This window comes from Streptomyces sp. GDS52 (assembly GCF_052246875.1).
GTDB lineage: Bacteria > Actinomycetota > Actinomycetes > Streptomycetales > Streptomycetaceae > Streptomyces > Streptomyces cathayae.
The window spans coordinates 5560712-5581062 of record NZ_CM125966.1 but is presented as its reverse complement, the minus strand read 5'-3'; the positions used below and the strand labels follow the sequence as shown (position 1 = coordinate 5581062).

The 20351-nt window shown below is 73.8% G+C and carries 23 protein-coding genes and 1 pseudogene; 8 read left to right on the top strand and 16 right to left on the bottom strand.

From position 1 onward, the window contains the following. The first annotated feature begins 134 nt into the window (after positions 1-134). Genes ACTWJ9_RS25450 through ACTWJ9_RS25425 form a run of 6 tightly spaced genes read left to right on the top strand, consistent with a single transcriptional unit; the run spans position 135 to position 7175 of the window. Complete coding sequence (locus ACTWJ9_RS25450) at positions 135-1172, top strand: ADP-ribosylglycohydrolase family protein (protein WP_279336592.1); 1038 nt, start codon at positions 135-137, stop codon at positions 1170-1172. Continuing rightward, complete coding sequence (locus ACTWJ9_RS25445; protein WP_388701771.1) at positions 1169-2494, top strand: ADP-ribosylglycohydrolase family protein; 1326 nt, start codon at positions 1169-1171, stop codon at positions 2492-2494. The genes ACTWJ9_RS25450 and ACTWJ9_RS25445 overlap by 4 nt, the downstream gene beginning before the upstream one ends. Positions 2495-2501: 7 nt before the next feature. Beyond that, the gene (locus ACTWJ9_RS25440) at positions 2502-3683 is read left to right on the top strand and encodes an ADP-ribosylglycohydrolase family protein (protein ID WP_279336590.1); all 1182 of its coding nucleotides are present in this window, start codon (positions 2502-2504) and stop codon (positions 3681-3683) included. Continuing rightward, on the top strand, positions 3671-5098 hold the full coding sequence (locus ACTWJ9_RS25435) for an ADP-ribosylglycohydrolase family protein (RefSeq protein WP_279336589.1): 1428 nt from the start codon (positions 3671-3673) through the stop codon (positions 5096-5098). Before ACTWJ9_RS25440 ends, ACTWJ9_RS25435 begins: the two co-directional genes overlap by 13 nt. After that, on the top strand, positions 5095-6312 hold the full coding sequence (locus ACTWJ9_RS25430) for a CaiB/BaiF CoA transferase family protein (RefSeq protein WP_387041961.1): 1218 nt from the start codon (positions 5095-5097) through the stop codon (positions 6310-6312). Before ACTWJ9_RS25435 ends, ACTWJ9_RS25430 begins: the two co-directional genes overlap by 4 nt. 20 nt (positions 6313-6332) lie before the next feature. Then, a complete protein-coding gene (locus ACTWJ9_RS25425) occupies positions 6333-7175 on the top strand; it encodes an HpcH/HpaI aldolase/citrate lyase family protein (RefSeq protein WP_279336587.1) in 843 nt (280 codons plus the stop codon). 76 nt (positions 7176-7251) lie between these two features. Here the strand turns inward: ACTWJ9_RS25425 and lgt are convergent, their stop codons facing one another. The 11 genes from lgt to hisI all read right to left on the bottom strand — a co-directional run bounded on the left by lgt (position 7252) and on the right by hisI (position 16396). Further along, on the bottom strand, positions 7252-8337 hold the full coding sequence (gene lgt, locus ACTWJ9_RS25420; RefSeq protein WP_279336586.1) for a prolipoprotein diacylglyceryl transferase: 1086 nt from the start codon (positions 8335-8337) through the stop codon (positions 7252-7254). 77 nt (positions 8338-8414) lie between these two features. Beyond that, the gene (locus ACTWJ9_RS25415; RefSeq protein WP_279336585.1) at positions 8415-9230 is read right to left on the bottom strand and encodes a DsbA family protein; all 816 of its coding nucleotides are present in this window, start codon (positions 9228-9230) and stop codon (positions 8415-8417) included. A gap of 137 nt (positions 9231-9367) precedes the next feature. Beyond that, complete coding sequence (gene trpA / locus ACTWJ9_RS25410; protein WP_279336584.1) at positions 9368-10186, bottom strand: tryptophan synthase subunit alpha; 819 nt, start codon at positions 10184-10186, stop codon at positions 9368-9370. Further along, positions 10183-11496 carry a tryptophan synthase subunit beta gene (gene trpB, locus ACTWJ9_RS25405; protein WP_443294813.1) on the bottom strand — a complete coding sequence of 438 codons (1314 nt, stop codon included), beginning with the start codon at positions 11494-11496 and terminating at the stop codon, positions 10183-10185. Before trpB ends, trpA begins: the two co-directional genes overlap by 4 nt. Before the next feature lie 58 nt (positions 11497-11554). After that, complete coding sequence (gene trpM / locus ACTWJ9_RS25400) at positions 11555-11806, bottom strand: tryptophan biosynthesis modulator TrpM (RefSeq protein WP_279336582.1); 252 nt, start codon at positions 11804-11806, stop codon at positions 11555-11557. A 22-nt stretch (positions 11807-11828) separates the two neighbouring features. Then, positions 11829-12638, bottom strand: a complete 810-nt coding sequence (trpC, locus tag ACTWJ9_RS25395) for an indole-3-glycerol phosphate synthase TrpC (RefSeq protein ID WP_279336581.1) — start codon at positions 12636-12638, stop codon at positions 11829-11831. A 180-nt stretch (positions 12639-12818) separates the two neighbouring features. Next, the gene (locus tag ACTWJ9_RS25390) at positions 12819-13292 is read right to left on the bottom strand and encodes a DUF2752 domain-containing protein (protein WP_387041499.1); all 474 of its coding nucleotides are present in this window, start codon (positions 13290-13292) and stop codon (positions 12819-12821) included. Positions 13293-13370: 78 nt separating this feature from the next. Then, complete coding sequence (locus ACTWJ9_RS25385) at positions 13371-13622, bottom strand: HGxxPAAW family protein (RefSeq protein WP_279336580.1); 252 nt, start codon at positions 13620-13622, stop codon at positions 13371-13373. Positions 13623-13767: 145 nt separating this feature from the next. After that, entirely contained in the window at positions 13768-14406 is a 639-nt protein-coding gene (locus tag ACTWJ9_RS25380) for a TIGR02234 family membrane protein (RefSeq protein ID WP_279336579.1), read from the bottom strand. Between the two features lie 62 nt (positions 14407-14468). Then, on the bottom strand, positions 14469-15977 hold the full coding sequence (locus tag ACTWJ9_RS25375) for an anthranilate synthase component I (protein WP_384211351.1): 1509 nt from the start codon (positions 15975-15977) through the stop codon (positions 14469-14471). Positions 15978-15988: 11 nt separating this feature from the next. Beyond that, entirely contained in the window at positions 15989-16396 is a 408-nt protein-coding gene (hisI, locus tag ACTWJ9_RS25370; protein ID WP_279336577.1) for a phosphoribosyl-AMP cyclohydrolase, read from the bottom strand. 105 nt (positions 16397-16501) lie between these two features. On the opposite strand from hisI, the gene ACTWJ9_RS25365 reads away from it, so the two are divergent. Together ACTWJ9_RS25365 and ACTWJ9_RS25360 are read left to right on the top strand one after the other, a co-directional pair. Beyond that, positions 16502-17137, top strand: coding sequence for a TIGR03085 family metal-binding protein (locus tag ACTWJ9_RS25365; protein ID WP_279336576.1), 636 nt, complete (start codon positions 16502-16504; stop codon positions 17135-17137). Positions 17138-17200: 63 nt separating this feature from the next. After that, positions 17201-17599: a VOC family protein gene (locus ACTWJ9_RS25360; protein ID WP_279336575.1), complete on the top strand. Its 399-nt coding sequence runs from the start codon at positions 17201-17203 to the stop codon at positions 17597-17599. Positions 17600-17619: 20 nt separating this feature from the next. On the opposite strand, the pseudogene hisF reads toward ACTWJ9_RS25360, so the two are convergent. From hisF to ACTWJ9_RS25335, 5 genes and pseudogenes are all read right to left on the bottom strand, one after another. Beyond that, positions 17620-18375 (bottom strand): annotated as a pseudogene (hisF, locus tag ACTWJ9_RS25355) (imidazole glycerol phosphate synthase subunit HisF); the annotation flags it as partial. Next, positions 18372-18803 carry a Rid family hydrolase gene (locus ACTWJ9_RS25350; RefSeq protein WP_279336573.1) on the bottom strand — a complete coding sequence of 144 codons (432 nt, stop codon included), beginning with the start codon at positions 18801-18803 and terminating at the stop codon, positions 18372-18374. The pseudogene hisF and the gene ACTWJ9_RS25350, both read right to left, overlap by 4 nt. Positions 18804-18819: 16 nt before the next feature. Next, positions 18820-19542, bottom strand: coding sequence for a bifunctional 1-(5-phosphoribosyl)-5-((5-phosphoribosylamino)methylideneamino)imidazole-4-carboxamide isomerase/phosphoribosylanthranilate isomerase PriA (priA, locus tag ACTWJ9_RS25345; RefSeq protein WP_279336572.1), 723 nt, complete (start codon positions 19540-19542; stop codon positions 18820-18822). Between the two features lie 4 nt (positions 19543-19546). Next, on the bottom strand, positions 19547-20188 hold the full coding sequence (gene hisH / locus ACTWJ9_RS25340; RefSeq protein WP_279336571.1) for an imidazole glycerol phosphate synthase subunit HisH: 642 nt from the start codon (positions 20186-20188) through the stop codon (positions 19547-19549). A gap of 2 nt (positions 20189-20190) precedes the next feature. After that, positions 20191-20349, bottom strand: a complete 159-nt coding sequence (locus ACTWJ9_RS25335; RefSeq protein WP_279336570.1) for a hypothetical protein — start codon at positions 20347-20349, stop codon at positions 20191-20193. Positions 20350-20351 lie beyond the last annotated feature (2 nt).

The following is a 20351-nucleotide window of genomic DNA, read 5'->3' as shown; positions in this document are numbered from 1 at the left end:
GCTCCGTGCGGAGGGCCGCGCAGATGCCGACCGGGTGACGCTGAGGCCTGTGAGGCTGCGCCGGACACCTCACCGGGGACAGTTCCGCAAAGGGCTTCGCACCTCTCGGGGCGCCCCTGAGAGGAGAGCCGCGTATGGCAGCGATCGCCTGCATCCCCTCCGCCCCGGCGCCCGAGGACTCCGCCGGGCGCCGCGAACGGGCCCGCGGCGCGCTGCTCGGCCTGGCCGTCGGCGACGCGCTGGGCGCCCCGGCCGAGAACATGCGGCCCTCCGAGATCCGCGCCCGGTGGGGCCGTATCACCGGGTACGTCGCGGAACACCCCGCGGGCACGGACGACACCGAGTACGCGATCCTCACCGGCCTGCTGCTGGCCCGGCACGGCTCCGCGCTCACCCCGGAGCAGGTGGGGGCGGCCTGGCACGAGTGGATCGCGGACCGCTGTGAGGGGCCCTTCCGCGGCGCGGGCTTCAGCGAACGCGGCACCCTGGAGAACCTCCGCCGGGGACTGGCCGCCCCCCTCTCCGCCCAGCACCGCCACCCCTGGAGCGACGGGCTGGCGATGCGGGCGGCACCGCACGGCGTCTTCGCGGCCGGCCGTCCCGCCGAGGCGGCCCGGCTGGCGGCCGTCGACGGCTCGGTCAGCCACGACGGCGAGGGCATCTACGGCGGCCAGGCGGTCGCGGCGGGCGTGGCGGCGGCGATGGCGGGAGCACCGGTGGTCACGGTCGTCGCCGCCGCACTGGCCCTGGTGCCGGAGGACTCCTGGACCGCCCGTTCCCTGCGCCGCGCCGTCACCGCCGCCCACCTGGGCGAACGCGCGGTCCGCTCCGCCGTCGTGGTCGGCGGCTACCCCTGGACCGACCTGGCCCCCGAAGCCGTCGCCCTCGCCTTCGGCGCGTACGCGGCGGCGGACGGCGACTTCGAACAAGCGGTGCTGACGGCCGTCAACATGGGCCGCGACGCCGACACCACGGCGGCCGTGGCGGGCGCCCTCGCGGGGGCGACCCGGGGTGTCCACGCGATCCCGGAGGCCTGGGCCGCAGCCATCGGCCCGGCCCGCGGCAGCTGCCTCCCCGCGATGGCCGGCCACCACGTCCTGGACATCGCGGACCTGCTCACACCAGGCACTTTCGTCCTGGCAGCGGACAACGACACGGAGGCCCCGACATGACCCCGCCCCCCGCCCCGGCTCCGGCCCCGTCCACCGTCACCACCCCGGCCCCACCCGCAGCCGCAGCCACAGCGCCGTCCTCGGCCGTCGAGGGGAAGGGAGCCTCCCAGGAGCCGCCCGCCTCCGGCCACGGGACCCGCACGCGCGAAGCGGGCGGGGAGCACCGGACCGAAGGCGGGACCGGGGCCGTGCCCCCCGCCCCGCCGCCGCGGGCGCGCACCGAGGGCCTGCTGCTCGGCCTCGCCGCCGGTGACGCCGCCGGCTGGCCCGCCGCACGGCACCGGGCCGCCCGGATGCCCGAGTGGACCCGGCGGCTCACCCGGGAGCTGGACGCCTTCGCCGAGCAGAACGCGACCACCACCCTCCCCGTACCGATCGCCCTCAACCAGCCCCCGGAGCCCCTGCGGCTCGGCCCCTCCGACGACGCCGAGTGGGCGGCGTTCGCGGCCGAGGCGGTCCTGCTGGCCGGCCACGACAGCGCCCTGGGGGATCTGAGCCGGGAACGCCGTACCCGGGCCGCCATCGACCTGACCTGGAACGTCGCGGCCGGTGAGGTCGCCGCGGCGGCCGCCCGCGCCCCCGAGATCGAGTCGGCCGTGCTGCCCCTGCGCGCCCGTATCTCCGTACGGGCCGGGCTCGGCAACCTCGCCACCGGTCTGCGGCCGCCCGCCACCGGCCACGACAACCCGCACTACTTCGACGACGCGGCCTGCGTACGGGCCTGCGTCCTGGCCGTCGCCCACGCCGGCGACCCCGCACGCGCCGCGGCACTCGCCGAGTTCGACGCCCGCTACACCCAGGACGGCGACGGGGTGCACGGCGCCCGCGCGATGGCCGCCGCCGTCGCCCTCGCGCTGGCCGGAGCGGACGTGGCGGCGTGTGTGGCCGCCGCGGTCGCCGAGCTGCCCGAGGAGACGGAGATCGGCCGCAACGCCCGGCACGCCCTGCGGCTCGCCGCGGACACCGACGGCGCCTTCGCCCTCGTACCGCTCCTGGAGCACCAGATCGTCGACCACGTCTACAGCTACGGTGTCGCCGCCGCCGAAACCGTCCCCGTCGCTCTCGCCCTCGCCACCGCCGCCCGCGGCCGGATCGCGGAGGCGGTCCCCGCCGCGGCCTGCCTGTCCCGGGTCGCGGACTCCGCCCCCGCCCTCGTCGGCGCCCTGACCGGCGCGCTGGGCGGCGGCGCGGCGATCCCCGCCTCGTGGCGGGAGAGCTGCCGCACCCTCTCCGGCTGCGCGCTCCCCCGGCTCACCGGCACCGACCTGGTGGAACTCGCCGGACTCCTGGAAGCCGCGCAACCACCCCCACCAGAGGGATGATTCGGACATGACGCCCACAGAGGACGAGAAGCGGGGCCACAGCGCGCCCCTGGACGAGCGGATCACCGGCGCGCTGGTGGGAGCCGCCGTCGGCGACGCGCTCGGCGGCCCCGTCGAGGGATACTCCCCCGAGCAGATCACCGAACGCCACGGTGGCCGCGTCCACGGTGTCGTCGGCCCCTGGAACGGCGACGCCTGGCGCACCGCCCGGCCCATCGCCCCGTACCACAAGGGCGACGGACACGTCACCGACGACACCCTCATGACGCACGCCCTGGTCCGGGTGTACGCGCGGGTCCGGGACCATCTGGACGCCCATGCCGTCGCCGACCACCTGGTGCCGGACCTGATGGGCACCCCGCGCTGGATCCCGGAACTGGAGGCGGAGGCGCTCCCGCTCCAGCGGATCTTCCTCGCGGAGAAGTGGCTGGTGACCCGGATCCACTACGGCCACGTCGACCCGCGCGAGGCGGGCTCCGGCAACATCGTCAACTGCGGTGCCGCGATGTACATGGCCCCCGTCGGCCTGGTCAACGCGGCCAACCCGGCGGGCGCGTACGCCGAGGCGCTGGACGTCGCGGGGGCCCACCAGTGGTCGTACGGCCGGGAGGCGGCGGGGGTGCTCGCCGCGGCCGTGGCGGCGGCGTGCGCGCCGGGGGCGAGTGCGGACTCGGTCGTCGACGCGTGTCTGTCGCTGGCGAAGGACGGCACCCGCGAGGCGATCGAACGGGTCTGCGAAGAGGCGTCCCGGCACCCGGACTTCGAGTCCGCGCTGCGCCCGTTGCGGGAGGCGGTGGCCCCGTACGACACCGTGGGCCCCGACTACCGCTCCCCCTCGCTGGGCGCCCGCCGGCCGTCCCGGCTGCACGCCGTCGAGGAACTCCCCGTCGCGCTGGGCATGGTGGTGGTGGCCCGCGGCGACTTCCGGCAGGCGGTGCTGGGCGCGGTCAACTACGGCCGGGACTGCGACTCCATCGCCACGATGGCCGGGGCGGTGACCGGCGCCCTCGGCTCACCGGTCCCCGAGGACTGGGCGAAGACCGTGGCGGACGCCAGCCGTCTCGACCTCTGGGCACCCGCGGCCGCGCTGACCGCGGTGACCTGCGAGGTCTTCGCACGCGACGTGTCCCGACGCCGGGCGCACGAACAGGCGTTCGCCGAGTTGGGAGGCCCGGCGTGCTCCGACTGACCTGGGTCCAGCCGGAGGACCTGATCGGCCACGAGCTGCGCCAGGCGGCCCAGGACGGCAGGGCGCCCTCGGCCGTCGCGGCCCGCTGGCGCGCGGCGGGCGGCCCCGAGGCCCCGCTCCGCGCCGGCGCCTCCCCGCGCCCGGCCTCCCGCTACCTCAGGCTGCTGGCCGGGGACCTCCTGGACGAACTGGCCGACCTGCCCAGCGGCCTGGCGGACGACGAGCCGACGGACCTCGCCGCGATCAAGTCCCTGTGCCCCGACTGGCCCTCCCCCGCCGGCACCCGTCCACCGGCCCCCGGCCACGCCGACGCCGACCACACCGACGCGGACCACCGCCGTACCGGCCGCCTCGAAGCCGCCTGGCTCGGCCGGGCCGTCGGCTGCCTGCTCGGCAAGCCCGTGGAGAAGCTCCCCCTCGACGGCATCCGCCTGCTCGCCCGGGCCACCGGGAACTGGCCCCTGAACGGCTACTTCACCGCCCGCGGAGTCCCCGGGGAACTGGCCGCCCGGTACCCCTGGAACCGTCGTTCCGCGGCCACGTCCCTCGCCGAGAACATCGACGGCATGCCCGAGGACGACGACCTCGACTACCCGCTCCTCAACCTGCTGCTGCTCCAGCGGTACGGCAGGAACTTCACCACCGCGGACGTGGCCCGGCTCTGGCTGGACGAACTCCCGGCGGGCCGCGCCTTCACCGCCGAACGCATCGCCTACCGCAACCTCCTGAGCGGCCTGGAGCCCCCGCGCACCGCCCGGCACCGCAATCCGTTCCGCGAGTGGATCGGCGCCCTGATCCGCGCCGACGTGCACGGCTGGACCAACCCGGGGGACCCGGCGGGCGCGGCGGAACAGGCCCATCGCGACGCGATCCTCACCCACACCGCCAACGGCGTCTACGCCGCGATGTTCGCCGCGGCCGCCATCGCCACCGCCGCCGCGGAACCGGGCGCCACCGGCAGCGGCAGCGGCCAGGACGTCCATGCCTGTCTGCGGGCCGGTCTCGCCGTCGTACCGCCCCGCTCCCGGCTCGCCCGCGCCGTGCGCCACGCCGTGCGACTGGCGCACGAGCACGACGACTTCGCGGACGTCGTCGACGCGATCCACGCCCGGCACGCGGACGTCCACTGGGTGCACGCCGTGCCCAACACCGCGCTGATCGCCGCCGCCCTCACCCACGCGGACGGCGACTTCACCGGCGCGATCTGCCGCACCGTCTCGGGGGGACTCGACACGGACTCGGCCGGCGCGACCGTCGGCGGCATCGCCGCCCTCCTCGCCGGCTCCCCCGCCGCGCTCCCCGAACGCTGGACGGCCCCGCTGAAGAACCGGCTGGCCACCTCCGTCGGCACCTTCGACGGCATCGGCTTCGACACCCTGGCCCGTCTGACCCACCTGGAGGCCTCCCGCCCATGACCCGGCCCACCGCCCCCGCCCCCACCGCCGGCCCTCCGCTGACCGGCCTGCGCGTCCTGGACCTCGCCACCCTCTTCGCCGGGCCCCTCGCCGCGACCCTGCTCGGCGACTTCGGCGCCGAGGTCGTCAAGGTCGAGCACCCGAGGAAACCGGACCCCTCCCGCGGCCACGGACCGTCGAAGAACGGCGTGGGGCTGTGGTGGAAGCTGCTCGGCCGCAACAAACGGACCATCACCCTCGATCTGTCCACGGCCGGCGGCCGGGCGACCCTGCTGCGCCTCGCCGGGACCGCCGACGTGATCATCGAGAACTTCCGGCCGGGCACCCTGGAGAAGTGGGACCTGGGCTGGCCCGAACTGTCCGCCGCCAACCCCCGGCTGGTCCTGGCCCGGGTCACCGGATTCGGCCAGTTCGGCCCGTACGCCCATCGCCCCGGCTTCGGCACCCTCGCCGAGGCGATGAGCGGCTTCGCCGCCATCACCGGTGAACCGGACGCGCCCCCGACGCTGCCGCCGTTCGGACTGGCCGACTCCATCGCGGGCCTGACCACGGCGTACGCGGTTCTGACCGCGCTCGCCGGGCGCGAGCGCACCGGCGAGGGCCAGGTCGTCGACATGGCCCTCATCGAACCGATCCTCACCGCGCTCGGCCCGCAGCCGACCTGGTACGACCAGCTGGGCCATGTCCAGCCCCGCACCGGGAACCGCTCCCAGAACAACGCCCCGCGCGGCACCTACCTCACCGCCGACGGCACCTGGGTCGCCGTCTCCACCTCGGCCCAGTCGGTCGCCGAGCGGGTGATGCGGCTGGTGGGACGGCCCGAACTGATCGGCGAACCGTGGTTCGCCACCGGCGCCGGCCGGGCCCGGCACGCGGACACGCTGGACGAGGCCGTGGGCGGATGGATCGCCCGCCGCACCCGCACCGACGTGCTCGCGGCCTTCGAGAAGGCCGAGGCCGCGGTGGCCCCCGTCCAGGACGTACGGGACGTGATGACCGACCCGCAGTACCAGGCCCTGAACACCATCACCACGGTCGACGATCCGGAGCTGGGCCCGCTGCGCATGCAGAACGTCCTCTTCCGGCTCTCCCACACCCCCGGCGCGATCCGCTGGGCGGGCCGCCCGCACGGCGCGGACACCGACGAGGTCCTGACCGAGCTGGGGCTCACCCCGGCCGAGCTGACGGCGCTGCGCGCGGAGGGCGCACTGTGACGGGGACGGTGCCCGGGGCCGTGCCGGAGACACCGGCGAAAGCCCCGCTGACCTGGCTCTACGCCCCCGGTGACCGGCCGCGGGTGGTGGCGAAGGCCCTCGGCTGCGGGGCCGACGTGGTGGTGATCGACCTGGAGGACGCGGTCGCCCCCGACCGCAAGGCGTACGCCCGTGCCGCCACCGCCGAGTTACTGCGCGACCCGCAGCCGCTCCCGGTCCACGTCCGCCTCAACGCCCTGACCGGTCCCTGGGGCGAGGCCGACCTCGCCGCCGTCGCCCCGGCCCCGGGACTGGCCGGCCTCCGGTTGCCCAAGGTGTCCTCCCCCGCCGACGTCACAGGGGCCGCGCGGCGGGCCGTGTCCGCCCGCGGCGGGACGCTCCCCCTGTACGCGCTGCTGGAGACGGCCCTCGGCATCGAACGGGCGCACGCCGTGGCCACCGCCCACCCGTCCCTGCGCGGCATCTCGATCGGCGAGGCGGACCTACGGGCCGACCTGGGCGTACGGGACGACGCGGGCCTCGACTGGTCCCGCTCCCGGGTGGTGGTCGCCGCGCGGGCGGCGGGTCTGGCCCCGCCGACCCAGTCCGTCCACCCGGACACCCGCGACCTGGACGGCCTGCTCGCCTCCTGCGTCCGCGGCCGCGACCTGGGCTTCCTGGGCCGCGCCGCCATCCACCCCCGGCAGCTGCCGGTCATCGAGCGCGCCTATCTGCCGACGGAGCAGGAGGTCGAGCAGGCGGAGCGGATCGTCAAGGCGGCGGTCGGCGAACGGGGCGCCCAGGCCCTTCCCGACGGCTGCTTCATCGACGCGGCGGTGGTGACGGCCGCCCGGTGCGTCCTGTCCCTGGCCCGCCGGACCTGAGGGCCACACACGCCGTGGGGCGCCCGGAGGTCCCGGGCGCCCCACGGCGTCGTTGTCACAGAAGGCCGGCAGGCCGTCAGCTCTTCTTCGCCGACCCGGCCCCGTCCTTGGAGCGGGCGCCCCCGGAATCCGCCTCGGCATCGTCCCCGGCCTCGGCGTCTTCCTTGCCCTTGGCGCTCTTGGCGTTCTTGGCGTTCTTGGCGGCTTCCTCGGCCTTGGCGTCCCCGCCCGCCTCGGTGTCCTCCGTCGGCTCGGCGTCGCCCTTCGCCTCCGGGGAGTCCGCCTTGCCCTTCTCCCCGGTCCCGGTCCCGCCGGAGGCGTCGGCCGCACCGTCAAAGGCGGCAGCCGCGCCCGGTTCCACCACGTCCTCGCGTCCCGGCCGCTTCTTCGCCGACACCACGATGTAGACCACCGCGAGCACGAAGACGATCATCGCGGTCCAGTTGTTCAACCGCAGGCCCAGGATGTCGTGGGCCTCGTCGACGCGCATGTACTCGATCCAGAACCGGCCCGCGCAGTACGCCGCGACGTACAGCGCGAACGCCCGCCCGTGCCCGAGCTTGAAGCGGCGGTCCGCCCAGATGACCAGCAGGGCGACACCGACGCACCACAGCGACTCGTACAGGAACGTCGGGTGGTAGTACCCCGGTACCCGGCCGCCCTCCGTGGACGTGATGTGCAGGGCCCAGGGAAGATCCGTCTCCCGCCCGTAGAGCTCCTGGTTGAACCAGTTGCCCCAGCGTCCGATCGCCTGCGCCAGCGCCAGCCCGGGGGCCACGGCGTCGGCGTACGGCGGCAGGGCGATGCCCCGGCGACGGCAGCCGATCCAGGCGCCCAGGGCGCCCAGGGCGACGGCTCCCCAGATGCCCAGGCCGCCCTCCCAGATCTTGAAGGCGTCGACCCAGTCGCGGCCCTCGCCGAAGTAGAGCTGGTAATCGGTGATGACGTGGTAGAGACGACCACCGACCAGACCGAACGGGATGGCCCAGAACGCGATGTCCCAGGCGGTGCCCTTCTGACCACCGCGGGCCACCCACCGGCGGTCGACGATCCAGAGGGCGACGAAGAGGCCGACGAGGATACTGAAGGCATAGCCGCGCAGCGGGACGGGGCCCAGGTACAGCACCCCGCTCGACGGGCTGGGAATATAGGCAAGTTCCATGGCAGGGTCGACGCTACCGTGCCGGACCGGTCCCACGTCGGGCGGCCCGGCTACGGCTCCATAACGGGAGGGCGCACCTACCGCCCCTGATCGGTCTTCTGGCCCTGGTCGGCCTTCTCCCCCTGATCGGCCTTCTGGACCATCTCCTTCAGCTTCGCCGGCGTCATCGTCCGGTCCTGGTAGATGTTCTTGTCACCGAGCAGGACGGTCGGGGTGCCCGGGAAACGGCCCTTCTGGAAGGCCTCCTGGGACTTTCCGACCCAGCTGTTGTGCGTACCGTCCTCCACGCAGCTGCGGAAGGCGGGCGTGTCGAGACCGTCCACCTTGCCCGCCAGCTCGAGGAGCTTGCCCTTGTCGGCGAAGGCGTCGTCCGTCTCCTGGGGCTGGTTGTCGAACAGCACGTCGTGGTACTCGGTGAACTTGCCGACGTCCTGGGCGCAGGCGGCCGCGTTGGCGGAGTTGCGGGAGCCGGTGCCGCCCATGTTGCCGTCGATGAGCGTGACCAGGTGGTACTCGATCTTCAGCTGGCCGGACTCGGTCAGCTCGTGCAGGGTCGGGCGGTACGCCAGCTCGAAGGACTTGCAGGCGGGGCAGCGGAAGTCCTCCCACACGGTGAGCGTGGACTTGGCGTTCTCCTTGCCGACCGGGATGGCGAGGCTGTCCTTGCCGAGGGCCCCCGAGGGCGCCACCACCGGGCCGGCCTCTTCACTCCCGTCGTCCTTTCCGGCGTTGGCCGCGACGACTCCGATCACTGCCGCGAGCGCCAGGACACAGACCACGCTCGCACCCACGATCAGGGTGCGGCGGCGCCTGTCCACCGTCTTCTGCTTCTCGCGCTCGACCGCCAGCCGCTCCCGGGCGGTGCGCTTTCCCTCACGATTCTTCTCGCTCACACCCCGCAGAACGAACCGGGGAGGCGCACCGCGCCTCCCCGGTCCCAGGTCCACCCGTACGAGGGACCCGTATGACTATCTGCTGACGGCCCTCGGGCGGCCGGCCGCCCATGGTGTCCGGCCCGGGAGGGGCGTGGTCACACCTGTCCGCGGACGCCCTTGGCGAGTTCACCGGCCAGCTCCCGCACCGCCTGGACCCCGGCGGCCGGGTCGGGGGCGTCCAGCATCCGCTTGACGAAGGCGGAGCCGACGATCACACCGTCGGCGAAGCGGGCGACCTCGGCGGCCTGGGCCGCGTCGGAGACGCCGATCCCGACGCACACCGGCAGGTCGGCGCGGCTCGCCCGGGCGCGTGCCACGAGGTCCTCGGCCTGCGTGCCGACCGACTCGCGGGTGCCGGTGACCCCCATGAGGGACGCCGCGTAGACGAAGCCGCTGCCCGCCGCGGTGATCTCGGCGAGCCGCTCGTCCTTGCTGCTGGGCGCGACGACGAAGACGGTGGCGAGCCCGTGCTTGTCGGCGTGTTCCCGCCACAGCGCCGACTCCTGGACGGGCAGGTCGGGCAGGATGCACCCGGCACCGCCCGCCTCGGCGAGTTCGGCGGCGAACCGCTCGACGCCGTAGCGGTCGACGGGGTTCCAGTACGTCATGACGAGGATCGGCTTCCCGGTGGCCCGGTGCGCCTCCCGGACCGTGCGCAGCGCGTCGGCGATCCGGACGCCGCCGCGCAGGGCGATGTCGTCGGCGGTCTGGATGACGGGCCCGTCGAGGACGGGGTCGCTGTGCGGCAGGCCCACCTCCACGACGTCGGCGCCGCCGTCGATGACGGCCTTGACGGCGTCGATGCCGCCGTCGACGGTCGGGAACCCGGCCGGGAGGTAGGCGATGAGGGCGGCCCGGCCCTCGGACCTGGCCGTGGCGAGGGTGTCGCTCAGCAGCTGTACGTTCCCGCTCACTTGGCGTCCCTCTCGATCTCGGCGGCGACGGCGTCCGCGTCGGCGGCGACGGTCCCGTCCGTGGTGGCGGTGGTGGCGGCGGGGTCCGTGTCGTACAGCCCGAAGTAGCGGGCGGCGGTGTCCATGTCCTTGTCGCCCCGGCCGGACAGGTTGACCACGATCAGCCCGTCCCGGCCGAGCTCCCTGCCGACCTCCAGGGCACCGGCCAGCGCGTGGGCGCTCTCGATCGCCGGGATGATGCCCTCGGTGCGTGACAGCAGCCGCAGCGCCTGCATGGCGGCGTCGTCGGTGACCGCGCGGTACTCGCCGCGGCCGGAGTCCTTGAGGTAGGCGTGCTCGGGTCCGATGCCCGGGTAGTCGAGCCCGGCCGAGATGGAGTACGGCTCGGTGATCTGGCCCTCGTCGTCCTGGAGGACGTAGGAGCGCGAGCCGTGCAGGATGCCGGGCTCGCCCGCGGTGAGGGTGGCCGCGTGCTCGCCGCTCTCGATGCCGCGGCCCGCCGGTTCGCAGCCGATCAGCCGTACCGAGGCGTCCGGGATGAAGGCGTGGAAGAGTCCGATGGCGTTGGAGCCGCCGCCGACGCAGGCGACGGCGGCGTCGGGCAGCCGTCCGGCGCGCTCCAGGAGCTGACGGCGGGTCTCGACGCCGATGACGCGGTGGAAGTCGCGCACCAGGCCGGGGAAGGGGTGGGGTCCGGCGACGGTGCCGAAGAGGTAGTGCGTGGTGTCGACGTTGGCGACCCAGTCGCGGAACGCCTCGTTGATGGCGTCCTTGAGGGTGCGGCTGCCGGACTTCACGGCGATGACCTCGGCGCCGAGCATGCGCATCCGGGCCACGTTGAGGGCCTGGCGCCGGGTGTCGATCTCGCCCATGTAGACGGTGCAGTCGAGGCCGAACAGGGCGCAGGCGGTGGCGGTTGCGACGCCGTGCTGGCCGGCGCCGGTCTCGGCGATGACCCGGGTCTTGCCCATGCGCCGGGTGAGCAGCGCCTGGCCCAGCACGTTGTTGATCTTGTGGGAGCCGGTGTGGTTGAGGTCCTCTCGCTTGAGGAAGACCCGGGCGCCACCGGCGTGTTCGGCGAAGCGCGGCACCTCGGTGAGGGCGCTCGGGCGGCCGGTGTAGTTCATCAGCAGGTCGTCGAGTTCGCGGGCGAACTCGGGGTCGGTCTTGGCCTTGTCGTACTCGACGGCGACCTCGTCCACGGCGGCGACGAGCGCCTCCGGGATGAACTTGCCGCCGAACGCTCCGAAGTAGCCTTCGGCGCTGGGGGTGCGACCCTCCGGGTCGGGGATGAAGAACTGGCTGGACATGCGGAAACCTCACGGTGAGCGTTGTTCTCGGTCACTGATCGCCGTGGGGGCGGGAGTGTCAGGCCCCTGCGGGCCGTGGGCGGCTCGTCGCGTCCGCGCGCCGCAGCCGCACGTGTTCGGACACGGTCCCGCGCCCCTGGAAGGGGCGCTGCCATCGCATGCCGTTGACCTGTCCCGGCTCGTCCCCGATCACGTACCGGACCCGGCGCCCGTGGACCCGGCGCGCGGGCGCGCGGCAGCCGCGCGGGCGGCAGCCACGGGCGAGGCGCGCGTACGGGTCCCTGGCGGTCAGGGTGATCGGGAGTGGCATCGGGTGCAAGCCTACCGGGGCGTCAGCTGCGGCCGTGCCGCAGCGCCGGGTGCTCGCCCGCCGCCACCAGGTCGGCGACCGCCGTCTTCGGGTCGCGGCCGGTGACCAGGGACTCGCCGACCAGGACGGCGTCGGCGCCGGCGTTGGCGTAGGCGATCAGGTCGTGCGGGCCTCGGACGCCGGACTCGGCGACCTTGACGAGGTGGTCCGGGAGCTCGGGGGCGATCCGCTCGAAGGTGCCGCGGTCGACCTCGAGGGTCTTGAGGTTGCGCGCGTTGATGCCGATGACCTTGGCGCCCGCGTCGATCGCGCGCTCGGCCTCCTCCTCGTCGTGCGCCTCGACGAGCGGGGTGAGTCCGATGGACTCGGCGCGCTCGATCAGCGACTCCAGGGCCGGCTGGTCGAGGGCGGCGACGATGAGCAGCGCGAGGTCGGCGCCGTGCGCCCGCGCCTCCCAGAGCTGGTACGAGGTGACGATGAAGTCCTTGCGCAGGACGGGGATGTCCACACGCGCGCGGACCGCCTCCAGGTCGGCCAGCGAGCCGCCGAAGCGGCGCTGTTCGGTGAGGACGGAGATGACGGCCGCGCCGCCCGCCTCGTAGTCGGCGGCGAGTCCGGCCGGGTCGGCGATCGCGGCGAGCGCGCCCTTGGACGGGCTGGAGCGCTTGACCTCGCAGATCACCTTGACGCCCTCGCCCCGCAGGGCGGCCACGCCGTCCTTGGCCGCGGGAGCCTTGGCCACGCGCTCCTTGAGCTCGTCGAGGCTCACCCGCGCCTGACGCTCCGCGAGGTCGGCACGGACTCCGTCGATGATCTCGTCGAGCACACTCACGCGAGAGGCCCCCTTCCAGACGGTCCGTCTTCAGTGCGTTCGTTTCCGTCCCGGGGTGTCCCCGCCCTCACGGTCGGGTCGCCGGACGAAACCGGTGGTCATTGCGATGGTATCCGTAGTGGGGCATACCCCTCGCATCCGCAGGGCGGCGGTCCCACTGGCTGGACGTCCAGCCGTTGATCAAGGGTGCAGCCAGCCGCCGAACGGCAGGTTCCGGACCACCGTGAAGACCAGCACCAGCGCCCCCAGGGACCACAGGAGCGCGGAGGGGGGGTCGATGCGCAGGGGCTTGCCGCGCGCCGCGCGGGCCACCCATACGGTCCAGAGCACGGCGAGGGCCGCGTAGCCGAGGACGGCGGGCGCGTTGGCCTGGAGGGCCGCCAGGAGGTCGCCGTGGACGACGGCGTGGGCGCTGCGCAGCCCGCCGCAGCCGGGGCAGTACAGGCCGGTGAGGCGCAGCAGCGGGCAGGCGGGGTAGTGGCCGGGTTCGTTGGGGTCCACCGCTCCGACGTAGGCGAAGGCTCCGGCGACGGCGGCGAGCGCCCCGGCGGGCAGGGCCAGGCGTGCGGCCCTGCCGCGAGGCGCTCGGGGCACGCGGGGGGTGGTGCCGGGCGTGCCGGGCGTGTGGGGGCTGACGGCGTTCACAGGGAGCATTGTGCCCCGCGCACACGGGGCAGGGACGGTCACGGCACCCGTGTGCCGACCGCCCCTGTTCCGGAGTGCTCCCGGCGTTCAGCTCTCGGCGCGGACCGGCTCGCGGTCGCCGCCGGCCTGGTTCAGGGGGTGGACGTGCTGCGGCTTGCCCATACCCATCTTGCTCATGATCCCGCCGACGGCCCCGCCGAGCAGCGCGATGCCGATGCCCGCCCAGAAGCCGACCGGCGAGCTCACCACCATGAACAGGCTCGCGACGCAGAAACCGATGAAGGCGATGATGACACCGGTCCAGGCGGCCGGGGTGTGACCGTGGCTGCTGCCCGCCATTGCTTGCTCCTCGTTGCTGTGTACTTGTCTGAGCAGGACGCTCGGACTCATTGTCCCGCACCCGCGCGCGTGCCGTCAGCGGGGGTGCTCCTCCGCGCGGCGCGCCCGTCCTCCGGCACGCGGCCGGGCCGCGGTGCGGCCCGGTTCAGGTCCCGGTCGGGTCCTCCCCGCGGTCGAGGGCCTTCCACAGTTCCTCGGGCCGGTCGGGATCGACGGCGGCCGCGCGGCGTGGCCGGGCGGCGTCGCCGCGCTCGTAGCGGCCGGACATCGCGGGCCACAGCCTGCCGTGGCGCAGGGCGAGCGCGCCGGCCAGCAGGAGCAGCAGTCCGCCCACGGCCGCGACGTAGGGCCAGGCCGTGTGGCTGAGGGCCGCCACCGTGGCGGAGGTGTCGCCGGAGACCTCGGCGGCCTTGTCGTCGAGCGCGGAGCTGTCGGAGGCGCCGAGCAGGGCGGCCGTGACGATGCCCGCGCCGGACAGGGCGAGCAGCGCGGCGACGGCGAGGCGGCCGGTCCGCCGGACGGCGAAGACGGCGACCAGCGCGGCCAGACCCACCACGGCGAGGGAAGCGGGGACGCCGGTGACGTCACTGCCGTTGGCGGTCAGGGGGAAGGCGCCGCCGGCCACCGTGGCGGTGCCCTGGGACCACTGCTGCCGGGTGGCGAGCAGGGTCACGGCCGCGCCCAGGGCCCCGCACAGCAGGGCGACGGCGAGACTGAGGCGGCCGGCGCGGGCGGGACCGGCGGCCTCAGAACGAGGGGGAGGTACAGCAGTCACGTACTCCACTATCGCGTGACCCGTGCGCTGGCCGTCACCCGGGGCTCGTCCCGGGTCCGCCGCGCACCGTCTCACACCGTGCCCAGCCGGTTCGCCGTGTGCACGGCGCGCAGCACCGCGGCCGCCTTGTTGCGGCACTCGACGTCCTCGGCCACCGGGTCGGAGTCGGCGACGATTCCGGCGCCTGCCTGGACGTACGCGGTGCCCCCGCGCAGCAGCGCGGTGCGGATCGCGATGGCGGTGTCGGAGTCGCCCGCGAAGTCCAGATAGCCGACGCAGCCGCCGTACAGCCCGCGCCGGGACGGCTCGAGTTCGTCGATGATCTGCATGGCCCGGGGCTTGGGCGCGCCGGAGAGGGTGCCGGCCGGGAAGCAGGCGGTGAGCACGTCGAAGGCGGAACGGCCGTCCGCGACCCGGCCGGTGACCGTCGAGACGATGTGCATGACGTGCGAGTACCGCTCGACGGACATGAAGTCGACGACCTCGACGGAGCCGGGCTCGCAGACCCGTCCGAGGTCGTTGCGGCCCAGGTCGACGAGCATGAGGTGCTCGGCGCGCTCCTTGGGGTCGGCGAGCAGTTCCTCCGCGAGGGCCTGGTCCTCCTGCGGGGTGGCGCCGCGGGGCCGGGTGCCGGCGATGGGGTGGACCATCGCCTGCCCGTCGTCGACCTTCACGAGTGCTTCGGGGGACGAGCCGACCACGTCGAAGGCCTCGCCGTCCCCGTGGGGGAAACGGAACAGGTACATGTAGGGCGAGGGGTTGGTGGCCCGCAGCACCCGGTAGACGTCCAGGGCACTGGCCGTGCACGGGGTCTCGAACCGCTGGGAGGGCACGACCTGGAAGGCCTCGCCCGCGCGGATGCGTTCCTTGATGTCCTCGACGGCCGCGCGGAAGTCGGGGCCGCCCCACAGCGCGGTGTGGTCGGGGAGCTCGGAGGGCGGGAGGACGGCCGGGGGCTGGGCCACCGCGCGGGTGAGGTCGGCCTCCATGGCGTCCAGGCGGGCCACGGCGTCGGCGTGGGCCTCGTCGACGCCGGTGTCCAGGTCGTTGTGGTTGATCGCGTTGGCGATCAGCCAGACGGCGCCCTCCCAGTGGTCCATGACGGCGAGGTCGCTGGTGAGCAGCATGGTCAGTTCGGGCAGTCGCAGGTCGTCCCGCTCGCCGGGGCCGATCTTCTCCAGCCTGCGCACGATGTCGTAGCCGAGGTAGCCGACCATGCCGCCGGTGAAGGGCGGCAGGCCGAGGTCGTGGGCGAGGTCGCGCGGGGTGTGCAGGGTCTCGAGCGTGGCGCGCAGCGCGTCGAGCGGGTCGCCCTCGGCCGGCACTCCGACGGGCGGGGTGCCCTCCCAGTGCGCCTGTCCGGCGCGCTCGGTGAGGGTGGCGGCGCTGCGGACGCCGACGAAGGAGTACCGGGACCAGGACCTGCCGTTCTCCGCGGACTCGAGCAGGAAGGTGCCGGGGCGCTCGGCGGCGAGCTTGCGGTAGAGGCCGACGGGGGTGTCGCCGTCGGCGAGGAGCTTGCGGGTGACCGGGACGACCCGGCGGTCGGCGGCGAGCTTGCGGAACGTCTCGAGGTCCATGCCGGCCGACCTTACTGACCGGGGACGGGCACGCCGGCACCGGCGCCGTCCGGGCGGGTGTCGGTGAGCAGCACGTCGGCGTCGAAGCAGGTGCGGGCGCCGGTGTGGCAGGCGGCGCCGACCTGGTCGACCCTGACCAGGAGGGTGTCGGCGTCGCAGTCCAGGGCGACGGACTTCACGTGCTGGACGTGTCCGGAGGTGTCCCCCTTGACCCAGTACTCCTGGCGGCTGCGCGACCAGTAGGTGCAGCGGCCGGTGGTCAGCGTGCGGTGCAGCGCCTCGTCGTCCATCCAGCCCAGCATCAGCACCTCCCGGGTGTCGTACTGCTGGGCGATGGCGGGCAGGAGGCCGTCGGGGCTGCGCTTGAGCCGTGCGGCGATCTGCGGGTCTAGGCGGCCGGGCCGGGGCGTGCTGGTCATGGGAACCATTGTGCCGCGTGAGGCGGGTGCGCCCGGGTCCCGTCCACCGACTGGAAAGGGGCGGGGCGGGTGGGCGGACCGGGCGGGTCACCGTAGGCTGACCACATGTCGACCCATGCCAAGCGTGAACGACTTCTCCTGGCCGATCTGCTGGAGACGGCGGGCCCCGAGGCCCCCACTCTCTGCGAGGGCTGGCGCGCCCGTGACCTCGCCGCACACGTGGTGGTGCGCGAGCGCCGCCCCGATGCCGCCGGCGGCATCCTGGTCAAGCAGCTCGCACCGCGTCTGGAGCGGGTGATGGCGGAGTTCACCGCCAAGCCGTACGAGGAGCTGATCCAGCTGATCCGTACCGGCCCGCCGCGTTTCTCGCCCTTCAACCTCAAGCAGGTCGACGAGCTGTCGAACATCGTCGAGTTCTACGTCCACACGGAGGACCTGCGCCGCGCCCAGCCCGACTGGACTCCGCGGGAGCTGGACCCGGTGTTCCAGGACGCCCTGTGGTCCCGGCTGGAGCGCAGCGCCCGGCTGCTGGGCCGCGGCGTGCCCACCGGCCTGGTGCTGCGCCGTCCGGACGGGCAGACCGCGGTGGCCCACCGCGGCACGCCCGTGGTCACGGTGACCGGCGAGCCGTCGGAGCTGGTGCTGTTCGCCTACGGGCGGCACGGCGTCGCCGAGGTCGAGCTGGAGGGCGACCCGGACGCGATCACGAAGCTGAACGAGTCCAGGCAGCTCGGGATCTGAGACCTCGTTCCCCCGGAGATCCGACGGATCTGAGGCACCTGAGAGATCGGAAGAAGAAGTCCCATGATCAAGGTCGCCATGACCAGCGTGTACGTCGACGATGTCGCGAAGGCGCACACGTTCTACACCGATGTGCTCGGCTTCGAGACCCGTACCCGGATGGACCTGGGTGACGGCACACTGTTCATCACGGTCGGGGCTCCCGAGGGCGCCCAGCGGGACCTGGAGCTGCTGCTGGAGCCCGGCCAGGGGCCCATCGCGGAGCCGTACCGCAGGGCGGTGCGTGAGGCGGGCCTGCCCGCCATGGTGTTCTCCGTGACGGATCTCCGCGCGGAGTACGAGCGGCTGCGCGGCGAGGGCGTCATCTTCGTGCAGGAGCCGCAGGAACAGGGCCCGGTGGTCACCGCCCTCCTGGACGACACGGTGGGCAACCTGGTCCAGCTCTCCCAGCCCAAAGGCTGAGCGTCGGCGCGCATGCGCCGCCCCCGCAGGGTCTGCTTCACCTGGCCGATGCGCAGGTCGCCGAAGTGGAACACCGAGGCGGCGAGCACCGCGTCGGCGCCCGCGTCGACCGCGGGTGGGAAGTCGGCGAGCCGGCCGGCGCCGCCCGAGGCGATCACCGGGACGGTGACGTGCTTGCGGACGGCGGCGATCATCTCCAGGTCGTAGCCGTCCTTGGTGCCGTCCGCGTCCATGGAGTTGAGCAGGATCTCGCCCGCGCCCAGCTCCGCGGCCCGGTGCGCCCACTCCACGGCGTCGATGCCGGTACCGCGGCGGCCGCCGTGCGTGGTGACCTCGAAGGAGACGCCGGACTCACCGGACTCGCCGGACCCGGTGCGGCGGGCGTCGACCGACAGGACGAGGACCTGACGGCCGAAACGCTCGGCGATCTCCCGGATGAGGTCCGGACGGGCGATCGCCGCGGTGTTGACGCCGACCTTGTCGGCGCCCGCCCGCAGCAGCTTGTCCACGTCCTCGACGGTGCGGACGCCGCCGCCCACGGTCAGCGGGATGAACACCTGCTCGGCGGTGCGGCGCACCACGTCGTAGGTCGTCTCCCGGTTGCCCGACGAGGCGGTGATGTCCAGGAACGTCAGTTCGTCGGCGCCCTCGGTGTCGTACACCTTGGCCATCTCGACGGGGTCGCCCGCGTCGCGCAGGTTCTGGAAGTTGACGCCCTTGACGACCCGGCCGCCGTCCACGTCCAGGCAGGGGATGACTCGGACCGCCAGGGTCATGAACCGTGCTCCTCTATGTCCGCCGAGTGTCTCTGGTGTCCTCGGAACGCTTCCACTTCGACCGACACCAGTACGCGCGAGTCCATGAAGCCCTCCACCACCAGGAGGCTGGTCACCGGGCGCACCGGGTCGAACAGCTCTTTGTGGGCGCGGCCCACCGCGTCGATGTCCCGCGAGTGCGCGAGGTACACGCGCGTGCGGATCACGGCGTCGGCGCCGAGCCCGAACTCGGCGATCGCCTCCAGGGCGGTGCCGAAGGCGACCCTGGCCTGTTCGTACGGGTCGCCCTCCCCGTACAGTACGTCGCCCTTGAACGCGGTGGTGCCGCCCACCAGGACGCGGTCGCCCGCCGCGACGGCGCGTGCGCAGCCGAAGGAGTCCTCCCAGGGGCTCCCGTCCCGCACGCGCCGGACGGCTTCGGCCGTCATCGCACCGCGTCCTTCTTCACGAGGTGGCCTCCAGGGCCTCTTCCAGGGTGAACGCCTTCGCGTACAGGGCCTTGCCCACGATGGCGCCCTCGACGCCGAGCGGGACGAGTTCGGCGATGGCCCGCAGGTCGTCCAGCGAGGACACGCCGCCGGAGGCCACCACGGGGCGGTCGGTGGCGGCGCAGACGTTCTTCAGCAGCTCCAGGTTCGGGCCCTGGAGGGTGCCGTCCTTGGCGATGTCGGTGACGACGTACCGCGCGCAGCCCTCCTGGTTGAGGCGCTCCAGCGTCTCGTAGAGGTCGCCGCCGTCCCGGGTCCAGCCGCGTCCGCGGAGGGTGGTGCCGCGCACGTCGAGGCCGACGGCGATCTGGTCGCCGTGTTCGGCGATGACCTTGGCGACCCATTCGGGGGTCTCCAGGGCGGCGGTGCCGAGGTTCACGCGGGTGCAGCCGGTGGCCAGGGCGGCGGCCAGGGAGGCGTCGTCGCGGATGCCGCCGGAGAGTTCCACCTTGATGTCCATGGCGCGGGCGACCTCGGCGATCAGCTCGCGGTTGTCGCCAGTGCCGAACGCGGCGTCCAGGTCGACCAGGTGCAGCCACTCGGCGCCCGAGCGCTGCCAGGCGAGCGCGGCCTCCAGGGGGGATCCGTAGGAGGTCTCGGTGCCGGACTCGCCGTGCACGAGGCGGACGGCCTGGCCGTCGCGGACGTCGACGGCGGGGAGGAGTTCGAGCTTGGCCATGTCGCTACAGGGTTCCGATCCAGTTGGTGAGGAGCTGGGCGCCGGCGTCGCCGGACTTCTCGGGGTGGAACTGCGTCGCCCACAGGGCGCCGTTCTCCACCGCGGCGACGAACGGCTTGCCGTGCGTGGACCAGGTGACCGTCGGCGCCCGCATCACCGGGTTGTCCGCCGGGAGGGTCCAGTCGTGGACGGCGTAGGAGTGCACGAAGTAGAAGCGGGTGTCCGCGTCCAGACCGGCGAACAGCTCGGAGCCGGCCGGCACGTCCACGGTGTTCCAGCCCATGTGGGGCACGATGTCGGCCCGCAGCGGCTCGACCGAGCCGGGCCACTCGTCCATGCCCTCGGTCTCGACGCCGTGCTCGATGCCCCGGGCGAACAGGATCTGCATGCCGACGCAGATGCCCATCACGGGGCGGCCGCCGGACAGCCGGCGGTCGATGATCCAGTCGCCTCTGGCCTCCCTGAGTCCCTTCATGCAGGCGGCGAAGGCGCCGACGCCGGGGACGAGCAGGCCGTCGGCGTTCATCGCCGTGTCGAAGTCGCGGGTGATCTCCACGTCGGCGCCCGCGCGCGCGAGGGCGCGTTCGGCGGAGCGGACGTTGCCGAAGCCGTAGTCGAAGACCACGACCCGCTTGGTGGCGCTCACGGTCACACCTCCAGCCGGAGGATGCCCGCGGCCAGGCACATCGCGGCGCCGATGCCGAGCACCGCGATCACCCCCTTGGGCAGCTTCTGCTTGCTGAACGAGACGACACCGCCGACGAGGAACAGACCAACGACGATCAGTGCGGTGGACAGGCCGTTCATGC